We start from the raw sequence: 18039 nt of genomic DNA, 5'->3' as shown, positions 1-18039 counted from the left end.
CGCGCAGAGCGAGGATCAGGCAGACGCCGTCAGCGTTGCCGAGCGGCGCGGGATGGCGAAGGCGTCGAGTTCGGCGCGGGTCAGGCCGGTCAGGGCGGTGACCTCCTCGGCGCCCACGGCGCCACAGTCGAGGCCGCGGACCAGGTAGCCGGCCAGGGCCTTGGCGGTGGCGGGCTCGTCCATCACGTCGCCCTCGATCTTGGCGACGTACGCCTTCAGGCGCGCGGCGGCGGTTTCGAGGCCCTCGCGGTAGAAGACGAAGACGGCCGCGTAGCGGGTCGGCAGGTGCGCCGGGTGCATGTCCCAGCCCTGGTAGTAGGCGCGGGCCAGGGCGCGGCGGGTGAGGCCGTAGTGCAGCTTCCAGCCCTCGTGGACCTTCTCGGTGGTGCCGATCGGCAGCACGTTGGTCGAGCCGTCGGAGACGCGCACGCCGGTGCCGGCCGCCGCGACCTGCATGATCGCCTTCGCGTGGTCGGCGGCGGGGTGGTCGCTGGCCTGGTACGCGGCGGAGACGCCGACGCAGGCGCTGTAGTCGAAGGTGCCGTAGTGCAGACCGGTGGCGCGGCCCTTGGAGGCCTCGATCATGCGGGCGACGGTGGCGGTGCCGTCGGAGGCCAGGATGGACTGGCTGGTCTCGATCTGGATCTCGAAGCCGATCCGGCCCGGGCGCAGGCCGCGGGCCGTCTCGAAGGCCTCCAGCAGCTTGACGAAGGCGGTGACCTGCTCGGCGTACGTCACCTTGGGCAGGGTCAGGACCAGGTTGTCCGGGAGGCCGCCGTGGGCGAGCAGGCCGGACAGGAAGATGTCCGTGGTGCGGATGCCGCGGTCGCGGACGTTGGACTCCATGCACTTCATGCGGATGCCCATGTAGGGGGCATTGGTGCCGTTGGAGTACGCCTCGGAGATCAGGCGGGCGGCACGGGCCGCGGCCTGGTCCTCCTCCTCGTCGGAGCGGACGCCGAAGCCGTCCTCGAAGTCGACACGGAGGTCCTCGATGGGCTCGGAGGCGAGCTTGGCGCGGACGCGGTCGTAGACCGGCACGGCCAGCTCGTCGGAGATGCCGAGCACCTTGGCGAAGGTGGCGGCGTCCGGGGCGTGCTCGTCGAGGGCCGCGAGGGCCTGGTCGCCCCAGGAGCGGATGGTGTCCGCCGCGAAGACGTCACCCGGTACGTAGACCGTGTGGATGGGCTGACGGGTGCCGGGGTCGCCCGGGTAGTGGCGCGCGAGTTCCGCGTCCACCGGCGCGAGGGAGGCGCTGATGCCCTCGCTGACCGCGCCTGCGAGGCTCGTCGCCACCTTCTCCTGCTGACCCATCGTGCACTCTCCTCTTTTCCGCTTCACGGAAGCTTAGATCCGCATAGCAGAATTTAGTCATGGCATTCCGCTCCGTCAATGGTCCCTCGGCCGTCCTGGACAAACGACTCGGGGCCGCGCGGTGACAAACACCACACGGCCCCGGAGAAGCGAAGCTACGAAGAGAAGCGCAGGTCAGGCGATTAGCCCTTGCGCGCCTTGATCTCCTCGGTCAGCTGCGGGACGACGGCGAAGAGGTCGCCGACCACGCCGTAGTCGACCAGGTCGAAGATCGGGGCCTCGGCGTCCTTGTTGATGGCGACGATGGTCTTCGAGGTCTGCATGCCGGCCCGGTGCTGGATCGCGCCCGAGATGCCGGAGGCGATGTACAGCTGCGGGGAGACCGACTTGCCGGTCTGGCCGACCTGGTTGGAGTGCGGGTACCAGCCGGCGTCGACGGCGGCGCGCGAGGCGCCGACGGCCGCACCGAGGGAGTCCGCGAGCTCCTCGATGATGTGGAAGTTCTCGGCACCGTTGACGCCGCGGCCGCCGGAGACCACGATCGCGGCCTCGGTCAGCTCGGGGCGGCCGGTCGACTCGCGCGGGGTGCGGGAGACGACCTTGGTGCCGGTGGCCAGGGCGCCGAAGGTGACGGCGAGCGCCTCGACGGCGCCGGCGGCCGGAGCGGCCTCGACCGGGGCCGAGTTCGGCTTCACGGTGATGACCGGGGTGCCCTTGGAGACACGGGACTTGGTGGTGAACGACGCGGCGAAGGCGGCCTGCGTCGCGACCGGGCCCTCGTCACCCGCCTCCAGGTCGATGGCGTCGGTGATGATGCCGGAGCCGATGCGCACGGCGAGGCGGGCGGCGATCTCCTTGCCCTCGGCGGAGGACGGGACGAGCACGGCGGCCGGGGAAACGGCATCGTAGGCGGCCTGGAGCGCGTCCACCTTCGGCACCACGAGGTACTCGGTGAACTCGGGGGCGTCGGCGGTCAGGACCTTGACGGCACCGTGCTCGGCGAGCACGGCCGCGGTGTCGGCGGCGCCGGCACCCAGGGCGAGGGCGACGGGCTCGCCGATGCGGCGGGCCAGCGTCAGCAGCTCGAGGGTGGGCTTGCGGACGGCGCCGTCCACGTGGTCGACGTAGACGAGAACTTCAGCCATGGGACTGCTCTCCTGCTATTGCGAAGTGTCTGGGGGCTATGAGGGGTTGGCCGAAGTTCTTAGATGAACTTCTGGCCGGCCAGGAACTCGGCCAGCGCCTTGCCGCCCTCGCCCTCGTCCTTGACGATCGTGCCGGCGGTGCGCGCCGGACGCTGCGCCGCGGAGTCGACCGCGGTCCAGGAGCCTTCCAGACCGACCTCGTCGGCCTCGATCTCCAGCTCCTCCAGGTCCCAGGACTCGACCGGCTTCTTCTTGGCGGCCATGATGCCCTTGAAGGAGGGGTAGCGGGCCTCGCCCGACTGGTCGGTCACGGAGACGACCGCGGGGAGGGAGGCCTCCAGCTGCTCGCTCGCGGAGTCGCCGTCACGGCGGCCGGTCACGGTGCCGTCCTCGACCTTGACCTCGGAGAGCAGGGTGACCTGCGGGACGCCCAGGCGCTCGGCCAGGATCGCCGGCAGCACGCCCATGGTGCCGTCGGTCGACGCCATGCCGGTGATGACCAGGTCGTAGCCGGCCTTCTCGATGGCCTTGGCGAGCACCAGCGAGGTGCCGATGACGTCGGTGCCGTGCAGGTCGTCGTCCTCGACGTGGATGGCCTTGTCCGCACCCATCGAAAGCGCCTTGCGCAGCGCGTCCTTGGCGTCCTCGGGGCCCACCGTCAGGACGGTGATCTCCGCGTCGTCGGCCTCATCGGCGATCTGCAGAGCCTGCTCGACGGCGTACTCGTCGAGCTCCGAAAGCAGGCCGTCGACGTCGTCGCGGTCGACGGTCAGGTCATCGGCGAAGTGCCGGTCGCCGGTGGCGTCGGGCACGTACTTCACACAGACAACGATCCTCAGGCTCACGCCGGCTCTCCTACCGCATCGTCTTTTACTGATACCGCCTTGTGCAGGCAGCATAGGCGCCTTGTCGGGCGGATCCCGGTCGGGGCGGCCCGCGCTCCGATGGGAATGTTACTCGTCAGTACATCGTGGGACCCGCCAAGTCGCAAGGCCGGTGAACTGTGATCTGTCCAACGCCACCCAACCCGCCTCAACAGGGACGATTCAGTCGCGCAACGCGTTGAAGCGCCCCTGGTGGTACAGGAGGGGCCTGCCTTGCCCCGCCGGATCCCCGGCAGGGTCCCCGACGGGATCGCCGGCGACCGCCTCAGCGATGATCACACGGTGCTCTCCGGCGGGAACGCGCGCCACCACCCTGCAGACCAGCCACGCCAGCACTCCGTCCAGCACCGGGACCCCGTGCGGGCCGGTGCTCCAGTCGGTGGCCGGACCGAAACGGTCCGCTCCGCTGCGGGCGAACACGCCCGCCAGCTCCCGCTGGTGCTCGCCGAGTATGTGGACCCCGAGGTACTCGCTGTCGCGCACCGCCGGCCAGCTGGAGGCCCCGGTGCCGATCGTGAACGAGAGCAGGGGCGGGTCGGCGGAGACCGAGTTGAGCGAGGTCGCGGTGAAGCCCACCGGCCGCCCGCCGTCCGAGGCGGTGATCACGGCGACGCCGGCGGCGTGCCGCCGGAAGACGGAGCGCAGGAGCTCGGGCGAGCCGGGACGGGCGGTGTCGGGGCGGGGGGACGAAGCCGTCGGGGCGGTCGGAGCGGTCATGGCGAGCTTTCCTTCTGCCGCGGCGAACGCGGGCACGGTCGGGGATCAGGGGTCGGGGCGTTCAGTGATCCCAACAGCGCGCGCTCGCGTGGCGGACGAGGTCTATGTGGACCCGGCCGAAGAGCAGGAGTTCATACCGCATGCCGCCAGCCTGGCGATCTCCCGTGTACACAGTCAAGCGGGACGAGGCAGATGTCAGGCGCGTCACGCTGCGTGCGGGCGCACGCACCGGCGCGTCCAGGCCCAGCCCAGGCCCAGCCCAGGGCCCGCCCTAACCCCCGCCCAGGGCACCCGCCCTCCGGGATCAGGCCCGGCCGGGGCCCCGGCGGCGCGTCATACGGCAGCCCCCAGGGCGGCGATCACGTCCACCTTGCGCGGCATCCCGGCCGCCCGCCGCACCACGCGGCCCGCCGAGTCCAGCACGAGCACGGTCGGGGTCTTCTCGATGCCGAGGGCCCGTACGAGGTCCAGCCGCTCCTCCGCGTCGATCTCGATGTGCACGACCCCCTCGACCATCGACGCGACCTCGGCGAGGATCCGCCGGGTGGCCCGGCAGGGCTGGCAGAAGGCGCTGGAGAACTGCACGAGGCTGGCCCGCTCCCCCGGCACCGCACCCAGCTCCGCCTCGCCCAGCTCCACCACACCCGGCCGCGCGGCACCGTCCGCTCGCCCGGGCACCCGAACTCCCGCCTCCGCCACGCCTTCGCCCGCCTTCATCCGGCTTCATCCACCTTCGTACGCGTACATCATCGCCGTACGCCCGTATGACGATCGGAGCGCGGCTCGCACCTGCGGCATTCCCGGCGTGACGAGAATCTCCCCGGGCACGGGCATCTGGACTGGCCAGCAGCCCGCGTATGGGGCACGATCCCCATGGCCGCGTACCTACGCTGCCGTAACTTCCGGCCGGGAGCACCTCCCCAGGCAGAAAGCGGGGTCTCCGCACCATGGCTGAGCTCATCTACCCCCCGGTGATCGGCGCCGCGCACACGCTGTTCCGGGCGCTCGACATCCGCATCGACATGAAGGGCACCGAGAACATCCCGCGCCAGGGCGGGGCGGTCCTGGTGTCGAACCACATCGGATACCTCGACTTCATCTTCGCCGGCCTGACCGCGCGGCCGCAGAAGCGGCTCGTGCGCTTCATGGCGAAGGAGTCGGTCTTCCGGCACCGGGTGTCGGGGCCGCTGATGCGCGCCATGAAGCACATCCCGGTGGACCGCACGCAGGGTGAGACGGCGTACCAGCACGCCCTCGACTCGCTGCGGTCGGGCGAGATCATCGGGGTGTTCCCGGAGGCGACGATCTCCCAGTCCTTCACTCTCAAGAGCTTCAAGTCGGGTGCGGCGCGCATGGCGCAGGAGGCCGGGGTCCCGCTGATCCCGGTGGCGCTGTGGGGCACCCAGCGCCTGTGGACCAAGGGCCGCCCGAAGAACCTGAAGCGCAGCCACATCCCGGTGACGATGCGGGTCGGCGAGCCGATCGAGGCGCCGACCGACCAGTACGCCGGTGCGATCACGCGCAGGCTGCGCGAGCGGGTGCAGGAGCTGCTCGACTCGGCGCAGAGCGCCTACCCGGCCAAGCCCAAGGACGCCACCGACTCCTGGTGGCTCCCGGCCCACCTGGGCGGTACCGCGCCGACGGCTGCCGAGGTCCGCGAGGCGGGCTGACCCGCCCGAGAGTACGGATGCGACGGCCCCGCGGCGCGGGGCCGTCGCATCGCCGTGTCCGGCGCTCAGTTGGGGTTCGCGGCGTGGGTCAGGGTCTCCCAGGCCTCGAAGTGGTTCTCGGTGCCCGCGGGGCGCCGCCCCTCGGTGAGCTTGCGGGTGTTCTCCATGGTGATGCCGAGCCGGGTGTTCAGGGCGTTGTAGCCGACCTCGGTGGCCGGGCCGATCCCCTTGGTGACCGTGCCGCCGCAGAGCCAGGAGGGGACCGCCGCGCCGAGTTCGTACTTCGCGTGGAAGCCGAGCGCGTGCCGGAAGCGGTCCTTGAACTGCGGGTACAGGTCGCGGCCTTGGATCCGTGAGGTCTCGGCGACGTGCATGGTCGCCGCGATGCCCATGCCGGTGTGGCCAAAGTCCCGGCAGGTCTCCTGGGCCAGTCCGTCCACGAAGGTGCTCTGGCCGTGCCAGTAGTCGATCAGCTCGCTCCTGGTGTCGATGCCCGAACGCGGCGGGTAGGCGGGCTGCGCTCCGTCGGACGCCAGGTAGAAGTAGGCGGGGACGCGGCCGAGGTAGATGCCCATGGCCTTGTCGTAGTTCGCGCGGTCGTCGAGGTGGACGGAGATCCCGACGGCGGCGTCCATCATGATCAGTTCCCAATTGCCGTTGCTGTTCGGCTTCCCGCCGATCACCTCGGGCAGGTAGACCTCGCGCAGCATCGTCGCGAAACGCCCCTGGTTCGGCCAACCGCCGGTGTACGTGTGCTTGATGATCTCGGCGGCGCGCGGCCAGGTGGAGCCCGCCCAGCCGCTCTGCAGCGGCGCGTTGCTGTTGGTGTGGTCCTTGATGGTCGCGGACCAGGCGTCCATCAGCTCGATGGACTTCCGGGCGTACCTCGCGTCCTTGGTGATGTACCAGGCGAGTGCGTGGCTATAGGCCGCGATGGCGTCCTCGCGCTCGTCGGTGCAGCCGATGTTCGGGTTCGAGTACGAGCCGCACTCGACGACCGCGCGCGGTTTCGGGGTGCGGGTCAGTGAGCCGTACTTGCTCCCCAGCATCTGGTCGTACGCCGCCTTCCACGGCTGGCGGCCGGCCTGCACCTGGGTCCGGACGAAGTCCAACTGGGCGCGGCTGTTGAGGACTCCGGGGTGCGCGAACCGGTCGGGGGCGGCGACTGCGGCGGGCGCTGCGGGCGCCGCCAGGGTCGGGGCGGGAAGCAGTGTCGCGGCTAAGCCGAGGGTCAGGGCGGCGAGCCCTGCGGGGATTCCGAAACGCATGGGGGGCCTTCCGGTGGGAGGGGGCGCCGGAGAAAGGGGGGCCGGTGGCCCGAAGATACTCATGCCCATGCCAAGCTGACAACGATGTCCGACAAGAAAGTTTCCTATCAGCTGCTACCGGCTTCGCGCAGCCGCCGGCGGTGGGCCGCGACCCGGGCGCGGGTCGCGCACGTGCCGGAGCAGTACCGGCGGGCACTGCCCGGCCCGGTGGCCAGGAAGAACCGCCCGCAGCCCGCGGCCGCGCAGGCACCCCAGGCGATCCGCCCGTACTCCGTCAGCAGCTGGGCGAGTGCGAGGGCGCCGGAAGCCAGGAACCAGTCGCCCCAGCCGGCCCCTTCGCCCCGGTCCACGTGCAGGTGCCAGGGGTGCCCGTCGTGCCGGGTCAACCGGGGGCGGGTGGCGCACTCCTCGAACAGGGCGTTGAGCGCCCGGGCGGCCCGGTCCTCGTCGCCCTCCGCGAGCACCTCCCCCATCCGCCGGGCGGCGGCGCGCAGTTCCGCCGCACTCGCCTCGGGGAAGGCAGCCTCGGTGAGGTCGGCGGGGCGCTCCCCGTGTCCGCCGAGCAGCTCCGCGAGGTCGGAACGGGGCAGGTCGGGGGTGGCGCGGACCGCCTCGGCAAGGTCGATCAGCCGCCGCACGGCCGAGAAGCCCCCTCCGGAGTCCACCACGACTGGATCCTTTCCTCGTACACTCGAATGACGTAACGTCTTGTCCGCCTATCACGTTACACAACGCACGGGGGTCCGGAATGGGTGGGTTCGGGCGTTACCTGGCGGCGGCGCTGGCAGCGCGCTTCGCCAACGAGGGCATGGGCATGGCCGTGGTGCTGCTCGCACTGGAGCGCACCGGGAGCGCGGCACACGGGGCGTTCGTCCTGACCGCCTGGCTGGTTCCGAACATCCTGGCGGCCCCGCTCGCGGGCGCCGCCGCCGCCCGGACGCGCAGGCCGCGGCTCTTCTACGTCGGGGCGCTGGCCGGGTTCACGGCCGCCGCGGCCACCCTGTCCCTGCTGCTGGGCCGGGCCCCGGTGGCGCTGGTCTTCGCGGTGGCGGCGCTCGGCGGGACCTGCGGGCCGATGGTCACGGGCGGGCTGTCCAGCCTGGTCACGGGGCTGGTCCCGGCCGGGCCCGGGCGCGACCGGGCGTACGGCTGGGACGCCTCCACCTACAACGCCTCGGCGGTCGCCGCCCCGGCGGTGGTCAGCCTGGTCGCGGCGATGGTCTCGGCCGGGCCGGCGATGGGGGTCCTGGCCGCCTCCACGGCGCTGGCGGCAACGCTGGCCGCGACCCTCCCGTACGAGGCTCCGAGCGCGGGCGGGCCGCGGCACGGGGCCCTCGCCGGGGCGGGCGCGGGGCTCACCGCACTGTGGCGGGTCCGGGAGCTGCGGGCCATCACCTCGGCAACGACCCTGGCCTTCGTCGGCATCGGCGCGCTCACCACCACCGCGGTGCTCCTCGCCACCGGGCTCGGCAGCCCGGGCGCCGGGGGCGTGCTGATGACCGCCTTCGCGGTCGGCGCACTGGCGGGCTCGCTCACGCTGGGCCGGATGACGTCGGTGGAGCCCGGCCGGCTGGTGCGGTGGGCGCTGGCCGGGACGGGGGTGGCCCTGACCGCGGCCGCGTTCACCCCGTCCGTCGCGGTCACGGCGGTGTTGTTCGCGGTGGCCGGGGTGTGCGACGGCCCGCTGCTCACGGCCACGCTCCGGATCCGCGCGGACTACGCCCCGGACGGGGTGCGGACTCAGGTGTTCACCCTGGGGGCGGGGCTGAAGATGACGGCGGCGTCGGTCGGCGCCGCCCTCGTGGGGCTCGCCGCCGAAGCGCCGGCGTGGATGCTGGTGACCGGGATCGCCGGACTTCAGTTCGCCGGGGCGCTGGTGCACGTACTGACGATAGGGCGCCGGCCCGCACCCGGAATGGCGGTCACAGGGCCGTCGGCAGGTTTCGCCACAGCTCCGGCCGGTCGGCGGAGCCCTGGAGCGCCTTGAGGGTGGCCGGGTGCGGGGCCGCGTACAGCTCGGGATAGTCGACCTCGCCGAGCTCCGGGCGTACGGGGAAGGCCAGTTGCTCCGCGTCGAGGCTGAACTGCGCGTCCACCCCGGGCTTGTTGCCGCGCGGGTCCACCCGGGCCCAGCTCTCACTGCCGGGCAGCCGGACGGCGACCAGGCCGTGGATCACGGCGTTCGCCCCGTCGCCGTCATCACCGAGGAGCTGGTAGCACAGCCCCGACGGGATGCCCTGGGCGCGCAGCAGGGCGACGAGGGCGTGGGCCTTGGCGTAGCAGATGCCGTTGCGCGTGGCGAGGACGTCGGAGGCCCGCCAGGCGACCCGCGGATCGCCGGAGTCCGCGGAGTGCGGGATGGTGTCGCGGACGAACTCGAAGGCGGTTTTGGCGTATGAATATGCGTCGCCGGTGGCATCCCAGAGGGCCTCGGCAGTTTCCTGCACCAGGGGATGCCAGTGGTCGATCGCCTCATCCGACGCCAGGTAGGCGTGAATATCGGGGTTCTGTTGGATCAGCTGCATACCCCGGAGCATAACTATGCCCCCGACCGTAGATCAATAGATTTACAGTCGAGGGTATAGCTATGCAGACTTGGGTTCTAGCGTGCCAGCTCTTCCTTCAGGGCCTGGAGGAAGGCGTCGACGTCCTCTTCCTGGGTGTCGTAACTGCACATCCAGCGGACGTCGCCGGCGCTCTCGTCCCAGAAGTAGAAGCGGAAACGCTTCTGCAGTCGCCGTGACACCTCTTGCGGCAGCCGCGCGAACACCCCGTTCGCCTGCACCGGATAGAGGAGCTCCACGCCGTCGGTCTCGCGGACACCCGCGGCCAGTCGCTGCGCCATCGCGTTGGCGTGCCGAGCGTTGCGCAGCCACAGGTCCTTGGCGAGCAGCGCCTCCAGCTGCACCGACACGAACCGCATCTTGGACGCGAGCTGCATCGACATCTTGCGGATGTGCTTCATCTGCCGGACCGCGTCCGGGTTGAGCACCACCACGGCCTCGCCGAACATCATCCCGTTCTTGGTGCCGCCGTACGACAGCACGTCCACGCCCACCGCGTTGGTGAACGCCCGCATCGGCACGTCGAGCGAGGCCGCGGCGTTGGCTATCCGGGCCCCGTCCAGGTGGACCTTCATGCCCAGCCCGTGGGCGTGCTCGCAGATCGCGCGGATCTCGTCGGGGGTGTAGACGGTGCCCAGTTCGGTGTTCTGGGTGATCGACACGACCTGCGGCATCGCCCGGTGCTCGTCCTCGAAGCCCCAGGCCTCCTGGTCGATCAGCTCGGGGGTGAGCTTGCCGTCCGGGGTGGGGACGGCGAGCAGCTTGATGCCCGCCATCCGCTCCGGCGCGCCGCCCTCGTCCACGTTGATGTGGGCGGTCTTGGCGCAGATCACGGCGCCCCAGCGGTCCGTCATGGCCTGGAGGGCCGTGACGTTGGCGCCCGTGCCGTTGAAGACCGGGAAGGCCTCCGCGTACGGGCCGAAGTGGCTGCGGAAGATCTTCTGCAGGTGTTCGGTGTACTCGTCGTCGCCGTACGAGACCTGGTGGCCGCCGTTGGCCAGCGCGACGGCAGCCAGGACCTCCGGGTGCACCCCGGCGTAGTTGTCGCTCGCGAAACCCCGGACCGCGGGATCGTGGTGGCGGCGGGCGTCGGTCTTCCCGAGGTCGGTTCTCACGGTTGCGGAGTGAGCCACAGACGCTGTCCGTTCACATCGATTGCGGGCCGCTCCCAGACGCCGGCGATGGCCTCGGCCAGCTCCTTCACGTCGGTGAAGCCCGCGAACTTCGCATTGGGACGCTCGGCGCGCATCGCGTCGTGCACCAGTGCCTTGATCACCAGGATCGCAGCAGCAGCCCCCGGATCCTCGTCTCCCCCGGCCTTGCGGAAGGAGTCGGCCATGGCGAGGGTCCACGCCTCGGCCGCCGCCTTGCCCGCGTTGTACGCGGCGTTGTTGGCGACCGGCTTGTGCGCGCCGGACTGGCTGACCAGCACGTAGCGGCCGCGGTCGCTGCGCAGCAGCCCGTCGTGGAAGGCGAGCGAGGTGTGCTGGACGGTGCGGATGAGGAGCTTCTCCAGGAAGTCCCAGTCCGCGAGGTCGACGTCGGTGAAGGTCTTGCTGCCGCGCCAGCCGCCGACGAGGTGGACCAGGCCGTCGATCCGGCCGAACTCCTTCTCGGTCTGCTCGGCCCAGGCCTGGGTGGCGGCCAGGTCGAGCAGGTCCACGGTGTCACCGGTGATCGTGGCGCCGCCGTGCGCGTAGCGCGCCGCGTCCACGGCCTCCGCCAGCCGCGCCGGATCGGCGTCGGAGGCGACGACGATCGCGCCCGCCTCGGCGAGGCGGAGCAGGGTGGCGCGGCCGGCGGGCCCGCCGGCCCCGGCCACCGCCACCACCGCTCCGTGCAGCTTTCCGTTGCCGTTCCCGGAGCCGTTCATCTGTGCAGCCTCCTGTGGGCGAGCGCTCACGCGGCGACTCGCTCGACCTGCTCGGCATTCAGGGCGGTGATGCCCTTCGTGGAGGCGATCACTCCCTTGAGCTTCTTGGCGAGCGCCTCAAAGAACATGCTGAGCGGAAACTCGTCCGGAAGCACGTCGTCCACCAGCTTGCGCGGCGGCTGCGTCATGTCGAGCGCGTCGGGACCCTTGGCCCACTTGGATCCCGGGTGCGGGGCGAGGTAGGTCGAGACCAGCTCGTAGGCCTTGAACCAGTGAACGAGCTTCGGGCGGTCGATGCCGGCCCGGTAGAGGTCCTCGATCTCGGCGCACAGCTGGTTGGTGACCTGCGGGGCGCGCATCCAGTCGATCTTCAGCTTGTTGTCCGTCCAGCGCACCACGTCGTGCTTGTGGAGGTACGCGAAGAGCAGCTGGCCGCCGAGGCCGTCGTAGTTGCGGTTGCGGTCACCGGAGACGGGGAAGCGGAACATCCGGTCGAAGAGGACGGCGTACTGCACGTCACGGCCGTGCTCGTTGCCCTCGGACTCCAGCTTCACGGCCTCCTTGAAGGCGGTGAGGTCACAGCGCAGCTCTTCCAGGCCGTACATCCAGAACGGCTGGCGCTGCTTGATCATGAAGGGGTCGAACGGCAGGTCGCCGTGGCTGTGGGTGCGGTCGTGGACCATGTCCCACAGGACGAACGCCTTCTCGCAGCGCTCCTGGTCGATGACCATGGCGGCGATGTCGGCGGGCAGGTCGACGCCGAGGATGTCGACGGCGGCCTGGGTGACCTTGCGGAAGCGCGCGGCCTCGCGGTCGCAGAAGATGCCGCCCCACGTAAAGCGCTCGGGGGCCTCGCGCACGGCGATGGTCTCCGGGAACAGCACGGCGGAGTGGGTGTCGTAGCCCGCGGTGAAGTCCTCGAAGGTGATGCCGAGGAAGAGCGGGTTGTCGTACCGGGTGCGCTCCAGCTCGGCGAGCCACTCGGGCCACACCATCTTGAGCGCGACGGCCTCCAGGTTGCGGTCCGGGTTGCCGTTCTGCGTGTACATCGGGAAGACGACGAGGTGCTGGAGCCCGTCGGCGCGCTCGGCGGCCGGGTGGAAGGCCAGCAGGGAGTCGAGGAAGTCGGGCACCTCGAAGCCGCCCGCGGCCCACTTGCGCAGGTCGCTGACCAGCGCCTCGTGGTACGCGGTGGCGTGCGGAAGCAGCGGGGAGAGCTCCTCGACGGCGCGGATCACGCGCCCGACGGCGGCCTCGGCCGTGTGCTGGGCGGGTGCGCCCTCGGCCTCGAAGTCGATCGAGCCGTCCTTGGCCTGCCAGGGGCGGATCTCCTCCACGGCGGCCTTGAGCTCGGGCCACGCGGGGTGGTCGACCACCCGCGCCCCGGCGGTTATTGCGGCCCCGCCGATGCCCGGCACAAGAGTTTCCGTCATGTCACTTCCTCCACAGGAGAACCTCACGTCAAGGCAGCGTAGGCATATGAGGCTCTCCCGTTCAAGAGGTAAAGCGGGAAATTATCCTGCGTCACCCCCTCCTTCACCGGAAGTCTTCCCGTCCGAAAGGGTGGAAGCTATGGCTCCGCACAGTTGCTCCAGCGCCTCGCGAGCCTCCGGCAGCACTCCGGCCAGCGCGAGGAAGCCGTGGAACAGCCCGGGACGGACGTCAAGGACGGAAGGAACCCCGCTCTCGGCCAGCCGGCGGTGGTACGCCGCCCCGTCGTCCCGCAGCGGATCGCACCCGGCGACGACCACGTGGGCCGGCGGCAGCCCCGCCAGGTCCGCGCCGAGCGGCGAGGCCAGCGGATGGTCCGCCGGGCCCTCCGGCCCGAGGTATTGCGCCCAGAACCAGCGCATGTGCGCGGCGGTCAGGAAGCAGCCCTCGGCGTCGGCCCGGTAGGAGTCGCTGTCCTGGGCGGCGTCCAGGGCGGGATAGACCAGCACCTGGAGGGCGACGGCCGGCCCCCTGTACTGCCGGTGGTCCCGCGCCATCAGCACCGAGGCGGCGGCGAGGTTGCCCCCTGAGCTGTCCCCGGCGACCACCAGGGCCCCCCGGGCGCCTCCCAGCTCGTCGAGGTGGCCCCCGGCCCAGCACAGGGCCGCGTGGGCGTCCTCCAGGGCGGCCGGGAAGCGGTGCTCGGGGGCCCGCCGGTAGTCGACCGAGACCACGGCGGCGCCGGCCCCGCGGGAGATGCCGCGGGCGGTGGTGTCGTAGGTGTCGAGGTCGCCGAGCACCCAGCCCCCGCCGTGGCAGAACACCACGGTCGGGCGGGGCCCGGGCCATTCCTCCGGGTCGGGCAGGTAGATCCGTACGGGGATCGGCGGGGCTCCCGGCGGGCCGGGCACCGTCCGGTACTCCACGGCGCCGACCCGGGGCCGCGCGGCGGCCGGGCGCGGCGCGGCCGCGAGGATCCGCCGCGCCTCGTCGGCGTCGGTGACGCGCCCGCCGACGTCGGGGAAGGCTGCGGTGAGGGCGTCGAGGTAGGGCCGGGCTGCGGGATCGAGACGGGCGGCCGGATCCAGGTGGGCCGCCGGATCCTGGTGGGCGGCCGGACCGTCGTGGGCCGCCGGGCGCGGGGTGTGGGTCATCACGCCCCCCGGAAGTGCGGGATGACCTTCTCGCCCCACTGCCGCAGCGTCTCCAGGCACGCCTCCTGCTCGACCGTGCCCATCTGGATCAGGCACATGATCTCGTCGGCCCCCGCCTCCCGGAGCCGTTCCACGTAGGCGATGGCGTCGTCGGCGGTGCCGTAGGCGTGGTCGGCGTTGAAGGTGGCGGTGGAGGTGGGGCGGACGGGGATGTCCAGCTCGTGCAGCCGGGCCACCACCTGCTCGGCGGCCCTGCGCATCTCCGCGGCCTCGTCGGCGCCCACGACCACCGCCTCGTCCGGGATGCCCGCCCCGCCGTACCAGTGACCGATGGACTGGGCGAAGAACCGCTGCCCCCGGATGCCAATCCGCCGCGCCTCCTCCCGGTCGTCGAGCACGATGGTCGGGCAGAGCACCGAGAAGTGGTCGTTGACCACGGTGGACACGAACCGGCTGCCGTCCCGCCCGGCGATCGCCGCGTCGTAGACGGACCGCATCCCGACGATCGACTCCGGTCCGGCGAAGCCCATCACCAGGGCCCCGATCCCCAGCTCGGCGGCCTGCACGAGGGTCTCGCCCCGGCTGCACGCGAGGAACAGCGGCGGATGCGGGGTCTGCTTCGGCCTCGGCAGGATCGGGTGCGGGTCGATGTCGATCAGCTCACCGTGGTACTCCAGCTCCTCCTCCTGCCAGGCCTTGCCGATGATCCGCAGGGCTTCTTCGACCTCGGCCGTGGTGCGGTCCCTGTCCACCCCGCACAGCGAGGTCTCCTGCTCGGTGCCCCCGCGCCCGGCTCCCAGGTCGAGCCGGCCGCCGGAGAGCAGGTCGAGCATGGCGGCCCGCTCGGCGACCCGCACCGGGTGGTTGAAGTTGAAGGGCATGCACACGACGCCGTGCCCGATGCGTATGGTGTTCGTCCTGGCCGCGACCCAGGTCAGGAAGATCTCGGGGGCACTCATGTGCGCGTACCACTTCAAGGAGTGGTGCTCCACGGCCCAGATCCGGTCGAAGCCCATGCTCTCGGCGAGCACGGCCTGCTCGACGCAGTCGCGGATCACCTGGTGCTCCCGATCCACCGTCGGGTCCGCAAGCTGAGCCTCAAAGATGACGGAGAATTTCACTGTGCCTCCAGGGTTGCGTCCGGTGCCTGGCCTCACTTCAATTCGGAATATGACTAGTAGTCAGGAGCCGAAGAAGCAAGAGCTGCCACCGACCGCGTGGGCCGTGCTCGGCCTCCTCTCCTTTCCGGGAGAGCGGACCGGCTACGAGCTGAAGAAGTGGGCGGACTCCTCGCTGCGCTTCTTCTACTGGTCGCCGGCGATCAGCCAGATCTACGCCGAGCTGCGCCGCCTGGAGGAACGGGGGTACGCGTCCTCCGCGCGCTCCGGCCCCGAGGAGGCGCGCGCCAAGCGGCGCTACGCCATCACCGACGCGGGCCGCGAGGCCCTCGCCGGGTGGGCGGCCGACACCGACGAAGCCGGGCCGCCGGTGCTCAAGCACGGGCTGCTGCTGCGGGTGTGGCTCGGGCACCTCGCCGAGCCGGAGAAGCTGCGCGCGATGGTCGGCGAGCACATGGACCGTACCCGGGGCGAACTGGCCGCCGTGCGCGAGGCCATGGAGCACGCGGCCGACGTACCGGAATGGGCGTTCCCCACGCTCGCGCTGCGCTGGAGCGAGCGGCAGCACCTGGCCGAACTGGACCTGGCCGAAGCCATGCTCACCGACCTGGCGGAGCTCGAAGCCGCCCGCGCACCCGGTCGTCAAGCCGGCGGGGACTCGCCCACGCCCGGGTGACGCGAAGCCGTCGACGGCGGCCGCGCAGTCTCGTACGACCCCTGTGGGAAGCGGCCGGAACGCCCCGTTCGGGGTGCTGCACGGGCGGTCCCTTCGCACCCGGGGCGCACTAGCATGCGTCCTCATCGCGCGCGGCCGGTCGGGACACCGCGACCGCGCGGGGAGCCGCCGTCGACGGAAGCGAGAGAACCTTGACTTTCCTCACCATCGGTCACCGCGGGGTCATGGGTGTCGAACCGGAGAACACCCTGCGGTCCTACCTGCGAGCGGAACGTTCCGGCATGGACGTCATCGCCCTCGATCTGCGACTGAGCAAGGACGGCGCCCTCGTCGCCCTGCACGATCCCGACGTGGACCGGACCACCGACGGTTCGGGGGCCGTCGCCGATCTGACCCTGGCCGAACTGCGCGGGCTCGACGCCGGGCAGGGCGAGCACGTGCCGGTCCTCGACGAGGTCCTGGACGCGGTGCGGGCCCCGCTCCAGGTGTCCGTACGGGACCGGGCCGCCGTCGGGGTGCTCGCGGAACTGCTGCTGCGCCGGGACCTGACCGCGCGGGTGGAAGTGGCCTCGCCCGACGCGGCGCTGCTGGCCGAGACGGCCCGGCTGGTGCCGGGGGTACGGACCACGCTGTGGGCGGAGTCCCCCGGCGGGGACGTCATCGCGCGGGCGCTGGACGCCGGTGCCACGACGCTCGCGCTGGACGTCCGCCGCCTCACCCTGGAGGCCGTCGAGCAGGCGCACGCGGCCGGCCTGCGGGTCATCGGCGGGGAGGTCAACACCCTGGACCTGCTGCGGCTGGCGCGGTCCCTCGGGCTGGACGGCGCGGTCACCGATTTCCCGGAGATCCGCAGCACGGGCCGCTTCACCGCCTGACGGGACCTCCTGCGGCGACCTGCGGGCCTACAGCGGCTTGACCAGCAGCTCGAAGGCCAGGTCGTCGCGGAGCGGGACGCCGAAGCGCTCGTCGCCGTAGGGGAAGGGGCTCAGCTCGCCGGTGCGCCGGTAGCCGCGCCGCACGTAGTAGGCGATGAGCTCCTCCCGTACGTTGACCACCGTCATCCGCATCTCCGTGGCACCCCACGTCTCGCGGGCTCGGCGTTCGGCCTCGGCCAGGATCTCCTTGCCGAGGCCGCCGCCCTGCAGTCCGGGGCGGACGGCGAACATGCCGAAGTAGGCGTGGTCACCGCGGTGTTCGAGCTGGCAGCAGGCGACGAGCTCGTCCGCGCGCTCGACGACGAGCAGGGTTCCATCGGGGGCGTCGATGATCTGGCGGACCCCGTCCGGGTCCGTGCGCTGCCCTTCCAGGTAGTCCGCCTCCGTGGTCCAGCCGCCCCGGCTGGCGTCACCGCGGTACGCCGACTCGACGAGCGCCACCAGCTCGGTCACGTCCGCCTCCATGGCACTGCGGAAGCTGAGGGCGGCGGGCTTGGCGGTCGACATCGGGGGCTCCGTTCTGCGCGGTGGCATATGACATGCCGGGTAGGGCAGGGAGAGCGTATCCCGGGGCCGCGTGAGCACCGCGTGAGAAGGGCATCTCTTCCCCTGACCGTCTCCTGCGTCGGCCGTCACCTCCGTGACGCCGACGAGCGCCGATCGACCGGGGGGTTGTGCCGTGCACGGTTCCGCCATGTCCTTCTCCGCCTCCGTCTCCGCCTGGCTGCTGGTGCTGCTGTGCGCGGTGAGCGGTGCCTACTGCCTCGGGCGGGTGCGGAGATCGGGCGGCGCCGCGGCCGGGGAGGCCGTGATGGGTTTCGGCATGGCCCTGATGGCGGTGCCGCTGGGGCACGGCGGCGGCTGGCAGGCTCCCGTGCTCGGGCTGGTGTTCTGCGGAACGGCCCTGCACGCCGTGTGGCTGCTGCGGGGCGGGACGCACCACGTGCACCACCTGGTGGGCTCGCTGGCGATGGTCTACATGGCCCTGACAGCCGGCGCCGGATCCGGGTCCGGGTCCGGGTCCGGGCATGGTGGCAGTGGCGGACTGCCGCTGCTGACCGGGGTGCTGCTCCTCTACTACGCCGGCTACGTACTGCTCGGCGGGGCCCGCCTGATCACGGCGGGGCCCGCGGTCACACACCCGGCGGGCGCACCGCCCACAGGCTCGGCGGAGTTGACCCGGGCCTGCCGACTGGCCATGGGGATGGGGATGTTGGCCATGCTGCTCGCGATGTGAGGGCGCGGACGGCGACGTGCGGGCGTGTCCTGCGTCACCAATGCCCCGAGGCC

Annotated in this window: 19 protein-coding genes; 5 read left to right on the top strand and 14 right to left on the bottom strand. The window is 71.6% G+C overall.

Going from position 1 to position 18039, the window contains the following annotated elements; genetic code table 11:
• Positions 1-15 precede the first annotated feature (15 nt).
• The 5 genes from OG625_RS34010 to OG625_RS33990 form a co-directional block, all read right to left on the bottom strand.
• Positions 16-1314, bottom strand: a complete 1299-nt coding sequence (locus OG625_RS34010; protein WP_329388662.1) for a DUF6986 family protein — start codon at positions 1312-1314, stop codon at positions 16-18.
• A 182-nt stretch (positions 1315-1496) separates the two neighbouring features.
• The gene (locus OG625_RS34005; protein WP_329388660.1) at positions 1497-2459 is read right to left on the bottom strand and encodes an electron transfer flavoprotein subunit alpha/FixB family protein; all 963 of its coding nucleotides are present in this window, start codon (positions 2457-2459) and stop codon (positions 1497-1499) included.
• 59 nt (positions 2460-2518) lie between these two features.
• Entirely contained in the window at positions 2519-3304 is a 786-nt protein-coding gene (locus OG625_RS34000) for an electron transfer flavoprotein subunit beta/FixA family protein (protein WP_329388658.1), read from the bottom strand.
• A 201-nt stretch (positions 3305-3505) separates the two neighbouring features.
• A complete protein-coding gene (locus OG625_RS33995) occupies positions 3506-4060 on the bottom strand; it encodes a flavin reductase family protein (protein ID WP_329388655.1) in 555 nt (184 codons plus the stop codon).
• Between the two features lie 333 nt (positions 4061-4393).
• Positions 4394-4777 carry a thioredoxin family protein gene (locus tag OG625_RS33990; RefSeq protein WP_329388653.1) on the bottom strand — a complete coding sequence of 128 codons (384 nt, stop codon included), beginning with the start codon at positions 4775-4777 and terminating at the stop codon, positions 4394-4396.
• A gap of 230 nt (positions 4778-5007) precedes the next feature.
• Here OG625_RS33990 and OG625_RS33985 point away from each other — a divergent pair, with 230 nt between their 5' ends.
• Positions 5008-5730 carry a lysophospholipid acyltransferase family protein gene (locus tag OG625_RS33985; protein ID WP_329388651.1) on the top strand — a complete coding sequence of 241 codons (723 nt, stop codon included), beginning with the start codon at positions 5008-5010 and terminating at the stop codon, positions 5728-5730.
• A 65-nt stretch (positions 5731-5795) separates the two neighbouring features.
• On the opposite strand, the gene OG625_RS33980 is transcribed toward OG625_RS33985, so the two are convergent.
• Together OG625_RS33980 and OG625_RS33975 are read right to left on the bottom strand one after the other, a co-directional pair.
• Positions 5796-6998 (bottom strand): alginate lyase family protein, encoded by a 1203-nt coding sequence (locus tag OG625_RS33980; protein WP_329388649.1) that lies wholly within the window; start codon positions 6996-6998, stop codon positions 5796-5798.
• 107 nt (positions 6999-7105) lie between these two features.
• Positions 7106-7666, bottom strand: a complete 561-nt coding sequence (locus OG625_RS33975; protein WP_329388647.1) for a CGNR zinc finger domain-containing protein — start codon at positions 7664-7666, stop codon at positions 7106-7108.
• Between the two features lie 80 nt (positions 7667-7746).
• On the opposite strand from OG625_RS33975, the gene OG625_RS33970 reads away from it, so the two are divergent.
• Positions 7747-8985: an MFS transporter gene (locus tag OG625_RS33970; RefSeq protein ID WP_329388645.1), complete on the top strand. Its 1239-nt coding sequence runs from the start codon at positions 7747-7749 to the stop codon at positions 8983-8985.
• Here OG625_RS33970 and OG625_RS33965 read toward each other — a convergent pair.
• From OG625_RS33965 to OG625_RS33940, 6 genes are all read right to left on the bottom strand, one after another.
• Positions 8921-9523: a transglutaminase-like domain-containing protein gene (locus OG625_RS33965; protein ID WP_329388643.1), complete on the bottom strand. Its 603-nt coding sequence runs from the start codon at positions 9521-9523 to the stop codon at positions 8921-8923. The two genes, OG625_RS33970 and OG625_RS33965, sit on opposite strands and share 65 nt — an antisense overlap.
• A gap of 77 nt (positions 9524-9600) precedes the next feature.
• On the bottom strand, positions 9601-10695 hold the full coding sequence (locus OG625_RS33960; protein WP_443067826.1) for a threonine aldolase family protein: 1095 nt from the start codon (positions 10693-10695) through the stop codon (positions 9601-9603).
• Positions 10674-11435 carry an SDR family oxidoreductase gene (locus OG625_RS33955; RefSeq protein ID WP_329388639.1) on the bottom strand — a complete coding sequence of 254 codons (762 nt, stop codon included), beginning with the start codon at positions 11433-11435 and terminating at the stop codon, positions 10674-10676. The genes OG625_RS33960 and OG625_RS33955 overlap by 22 nt, the downstream gene beginning before the upstream one ends.
• 26 nt (positions 11436-11461) lie before the next feature.
• A complete protein-coding gene (locus tag OG625_RS33950; RefSeq protein ID WP_329388637.1) occupies positions 11462-12868 on the bottom strand; it encodes a DUF6421 family protein in 1407 nt (468 codons plus the stop codon).
• Positions 12869-12949: 81 nt separating this feature from the next.
• Positions 12950-14020, bottom strand: coding sequence for an alpha/beta hydrolase (locus OG625_RS33945; protein WP_329388635.1), 1071 nt, complete (start codon positions 14018-14020; stop codon positions 12950-12952).
• Positions 14020-15141, bottom strand: a complete 1122-nt coding sequence (locus OG625_RS33940; protein ID WP_329388633.1) for an LLM class flavin-dependent oxidoreductase — start codon at positions 15139-15141, stop codon at positions 14020-14022. The genes OG625_RS33945 and OG625_RS33940 overlap by 1 nt, the downstream gene beginning before the upstream one ends.
• A 49-nt stretch (positions 15142-15190) precedes the next feature.
• On the opposite strand from OG625_RS33940, the gene OG625_RS33935 reads away from it, so the two are divergent.
• Both OG625_RS33935 and OG625_RS33930 read left to right on the top strand, forming a co-directional pair.
• Complete coding sequence (locus tag OG625_RS33935; RefSeq protein WP_329388631.1) at positions 15191-15814, top strand: PadR family transcriptional regulator; 624 nt, start codon at positions 15191-15193, stop codon at positions 15812-15814.
• Positions 15815-16005: 191 nt separating this feature from the next.
• Entirely contained in the window at positions 16006-16689 is a 684-nt protein-coding gene (locus tag OG625_RS33930; protein WP_329388629.1) for a glycerophosphodiester phosphodiesterase, read from the top strand.
• 27 nt (positions 16690-16716) lie between these two features.
• Here the strand turns inward: OG625_RS33930 and OG625_RS33925 are convergent, their stop codons facing one another.
• Positions 16717-17256 (bottom strand): GNAT family N-acetyltransferase, encoded by a 540-nt coding sequence (locus OG625_RS33925; RefSeq protein ID WP_329388627.1) that lies wholly within the window; start codon positions 17254-17256, stop codon positions 16717-16719.
• Positions 17257-17443: 187 nt separating this feature from the next.
• On the opposite strand from OG625_RS33925, the gene OG625_RS33920 reads away from it, so the two are divergent.
• Entirely contained in the window at positions 17444-17986 is a 543-nt protein-coding gene (locus OG625_RS33920; RefSeq protein WP_329388626.1) for a DUF5134 domain-containing protein, read from the top strand.
• Positions 17987-18039 lie beyond the last annotated feature (53 nt).

The sequence above is a fragment of the Streptomyces sp. NBC_01351 genome, from assembly GCF_036237315.1.
Taxonomy (GTDB): Bacteria; Actinomycetota; Actinomycetes; order Streptomycetales; family Streptomycetaceae; genus Streptomyces.
This window is presented reverse-complemented; position numbering and strand designations above follow the sequence as displayed.

Excerpts from the sequence above, each read along its gene's own strand:
- OG625_RS33935 (WP_329388631.1), top strand. The coding sequence starts at position 15,191 with ATGACTAGTAGTCAGGAGCCGAAGAAGCAAGAGCTGCCACCGACCGCG.
- OG625_RS33925 (WP_329388627.1), bottom strand. The coding sequence starts at position 17,256 with ATGTCGACCGCCAAGCCCGCCGCCCTCAGCTTCCGCAGTGCCATGGAG.
- OG625_RS33985 (WP_329388651.1), top strand. The coding sequence starts at position 5,008 with ATGGCTGAGCTCATCTACCCCCCGGTGATCGGCGCCGCGCACACGCTG.
- OG625_RS33970 (WP_329388645.1), top strand. The coding sequence starts at position 7,747 with ATGGGTGGGTTCGGGCGTTACCTGGCGGCGGCGCTGGCAGCGCGCTTC.
- OG625_RS33945 (WP_329388635.1), bottom strand. The coding sequence starts at position 14,020 with ATGACCCACACCCCGCGCCCGGCGGCCCACGACGGTCCGGCCGCCCAC.
- OG625_RS33980 (WP_329388649.1), bottom strand. The coding sequence starts at position 6,998 with ATGCGTTTCGGAATCCCCGCAGGGCTCGCCGCCCTGACCCTCGGCTTA.
- OG625_RS33950 (WP_329388637.1), bottom strand. The coding sequence starts at position 12,868 with ATGACGGAAACTCTTGTGCCGGGCATCGGCGGGGCCGCAATAACCGCC.
- OG625_RS33965 (WP_329388643.1), bottom strand. The coding sequence starts at position 9,523 with ATGCAGCTGATCCAACAGAACCCCGATATTCACGCCTACCTGGCGTCG.
- OG625_RS33995 (WP_329388655.1), bottom strand. The coding sequence starts at position 4,060 with ATGACCGCTCCGACCGCCCCGACGGCTTCGTCCCCCCGCCCCGACACC.
- OG625_RS33955 (WP_329388639.1), bottom strand. The coding sequence starts at position 11,435 with ATGAACGGCTCCGGGAACGGCAACGGAAAGCTGCACGGAGCGGTGGTG.
- OG625_RS34005 (WP_329388660.1), bottom strand. The coding sequence starts at position 2,459 with ATGGCTGAAGTTCTCGTCTACGTCGACCACGTGGACGGCGCCGTCCGC.
- OG625_RS33920 (WP_329388626.1), top strand. The coding sequence starts at position 17,444 with ATGTCCTTCTCCGCCTCCGTCTCCGCCTGGCTGCTGGTGCTGCTGTGC.
- OG625_RS33990 (WP_329388653.1), bottom strand. The coding sequence starts at position 4,777 with ATGAAGGCGGGCGAAGGCGTGGCGGAGGCGGGAGTTCGGGTGCCCGGG.
- OG625_RS34010 (WP_329388662.1), bottom strand. The coding sequence starts at position 1,314 with ATGGGTCAGCAGGAGAAGGTGGCGACGAGCCTCGCAGGCGCGGTCAGC.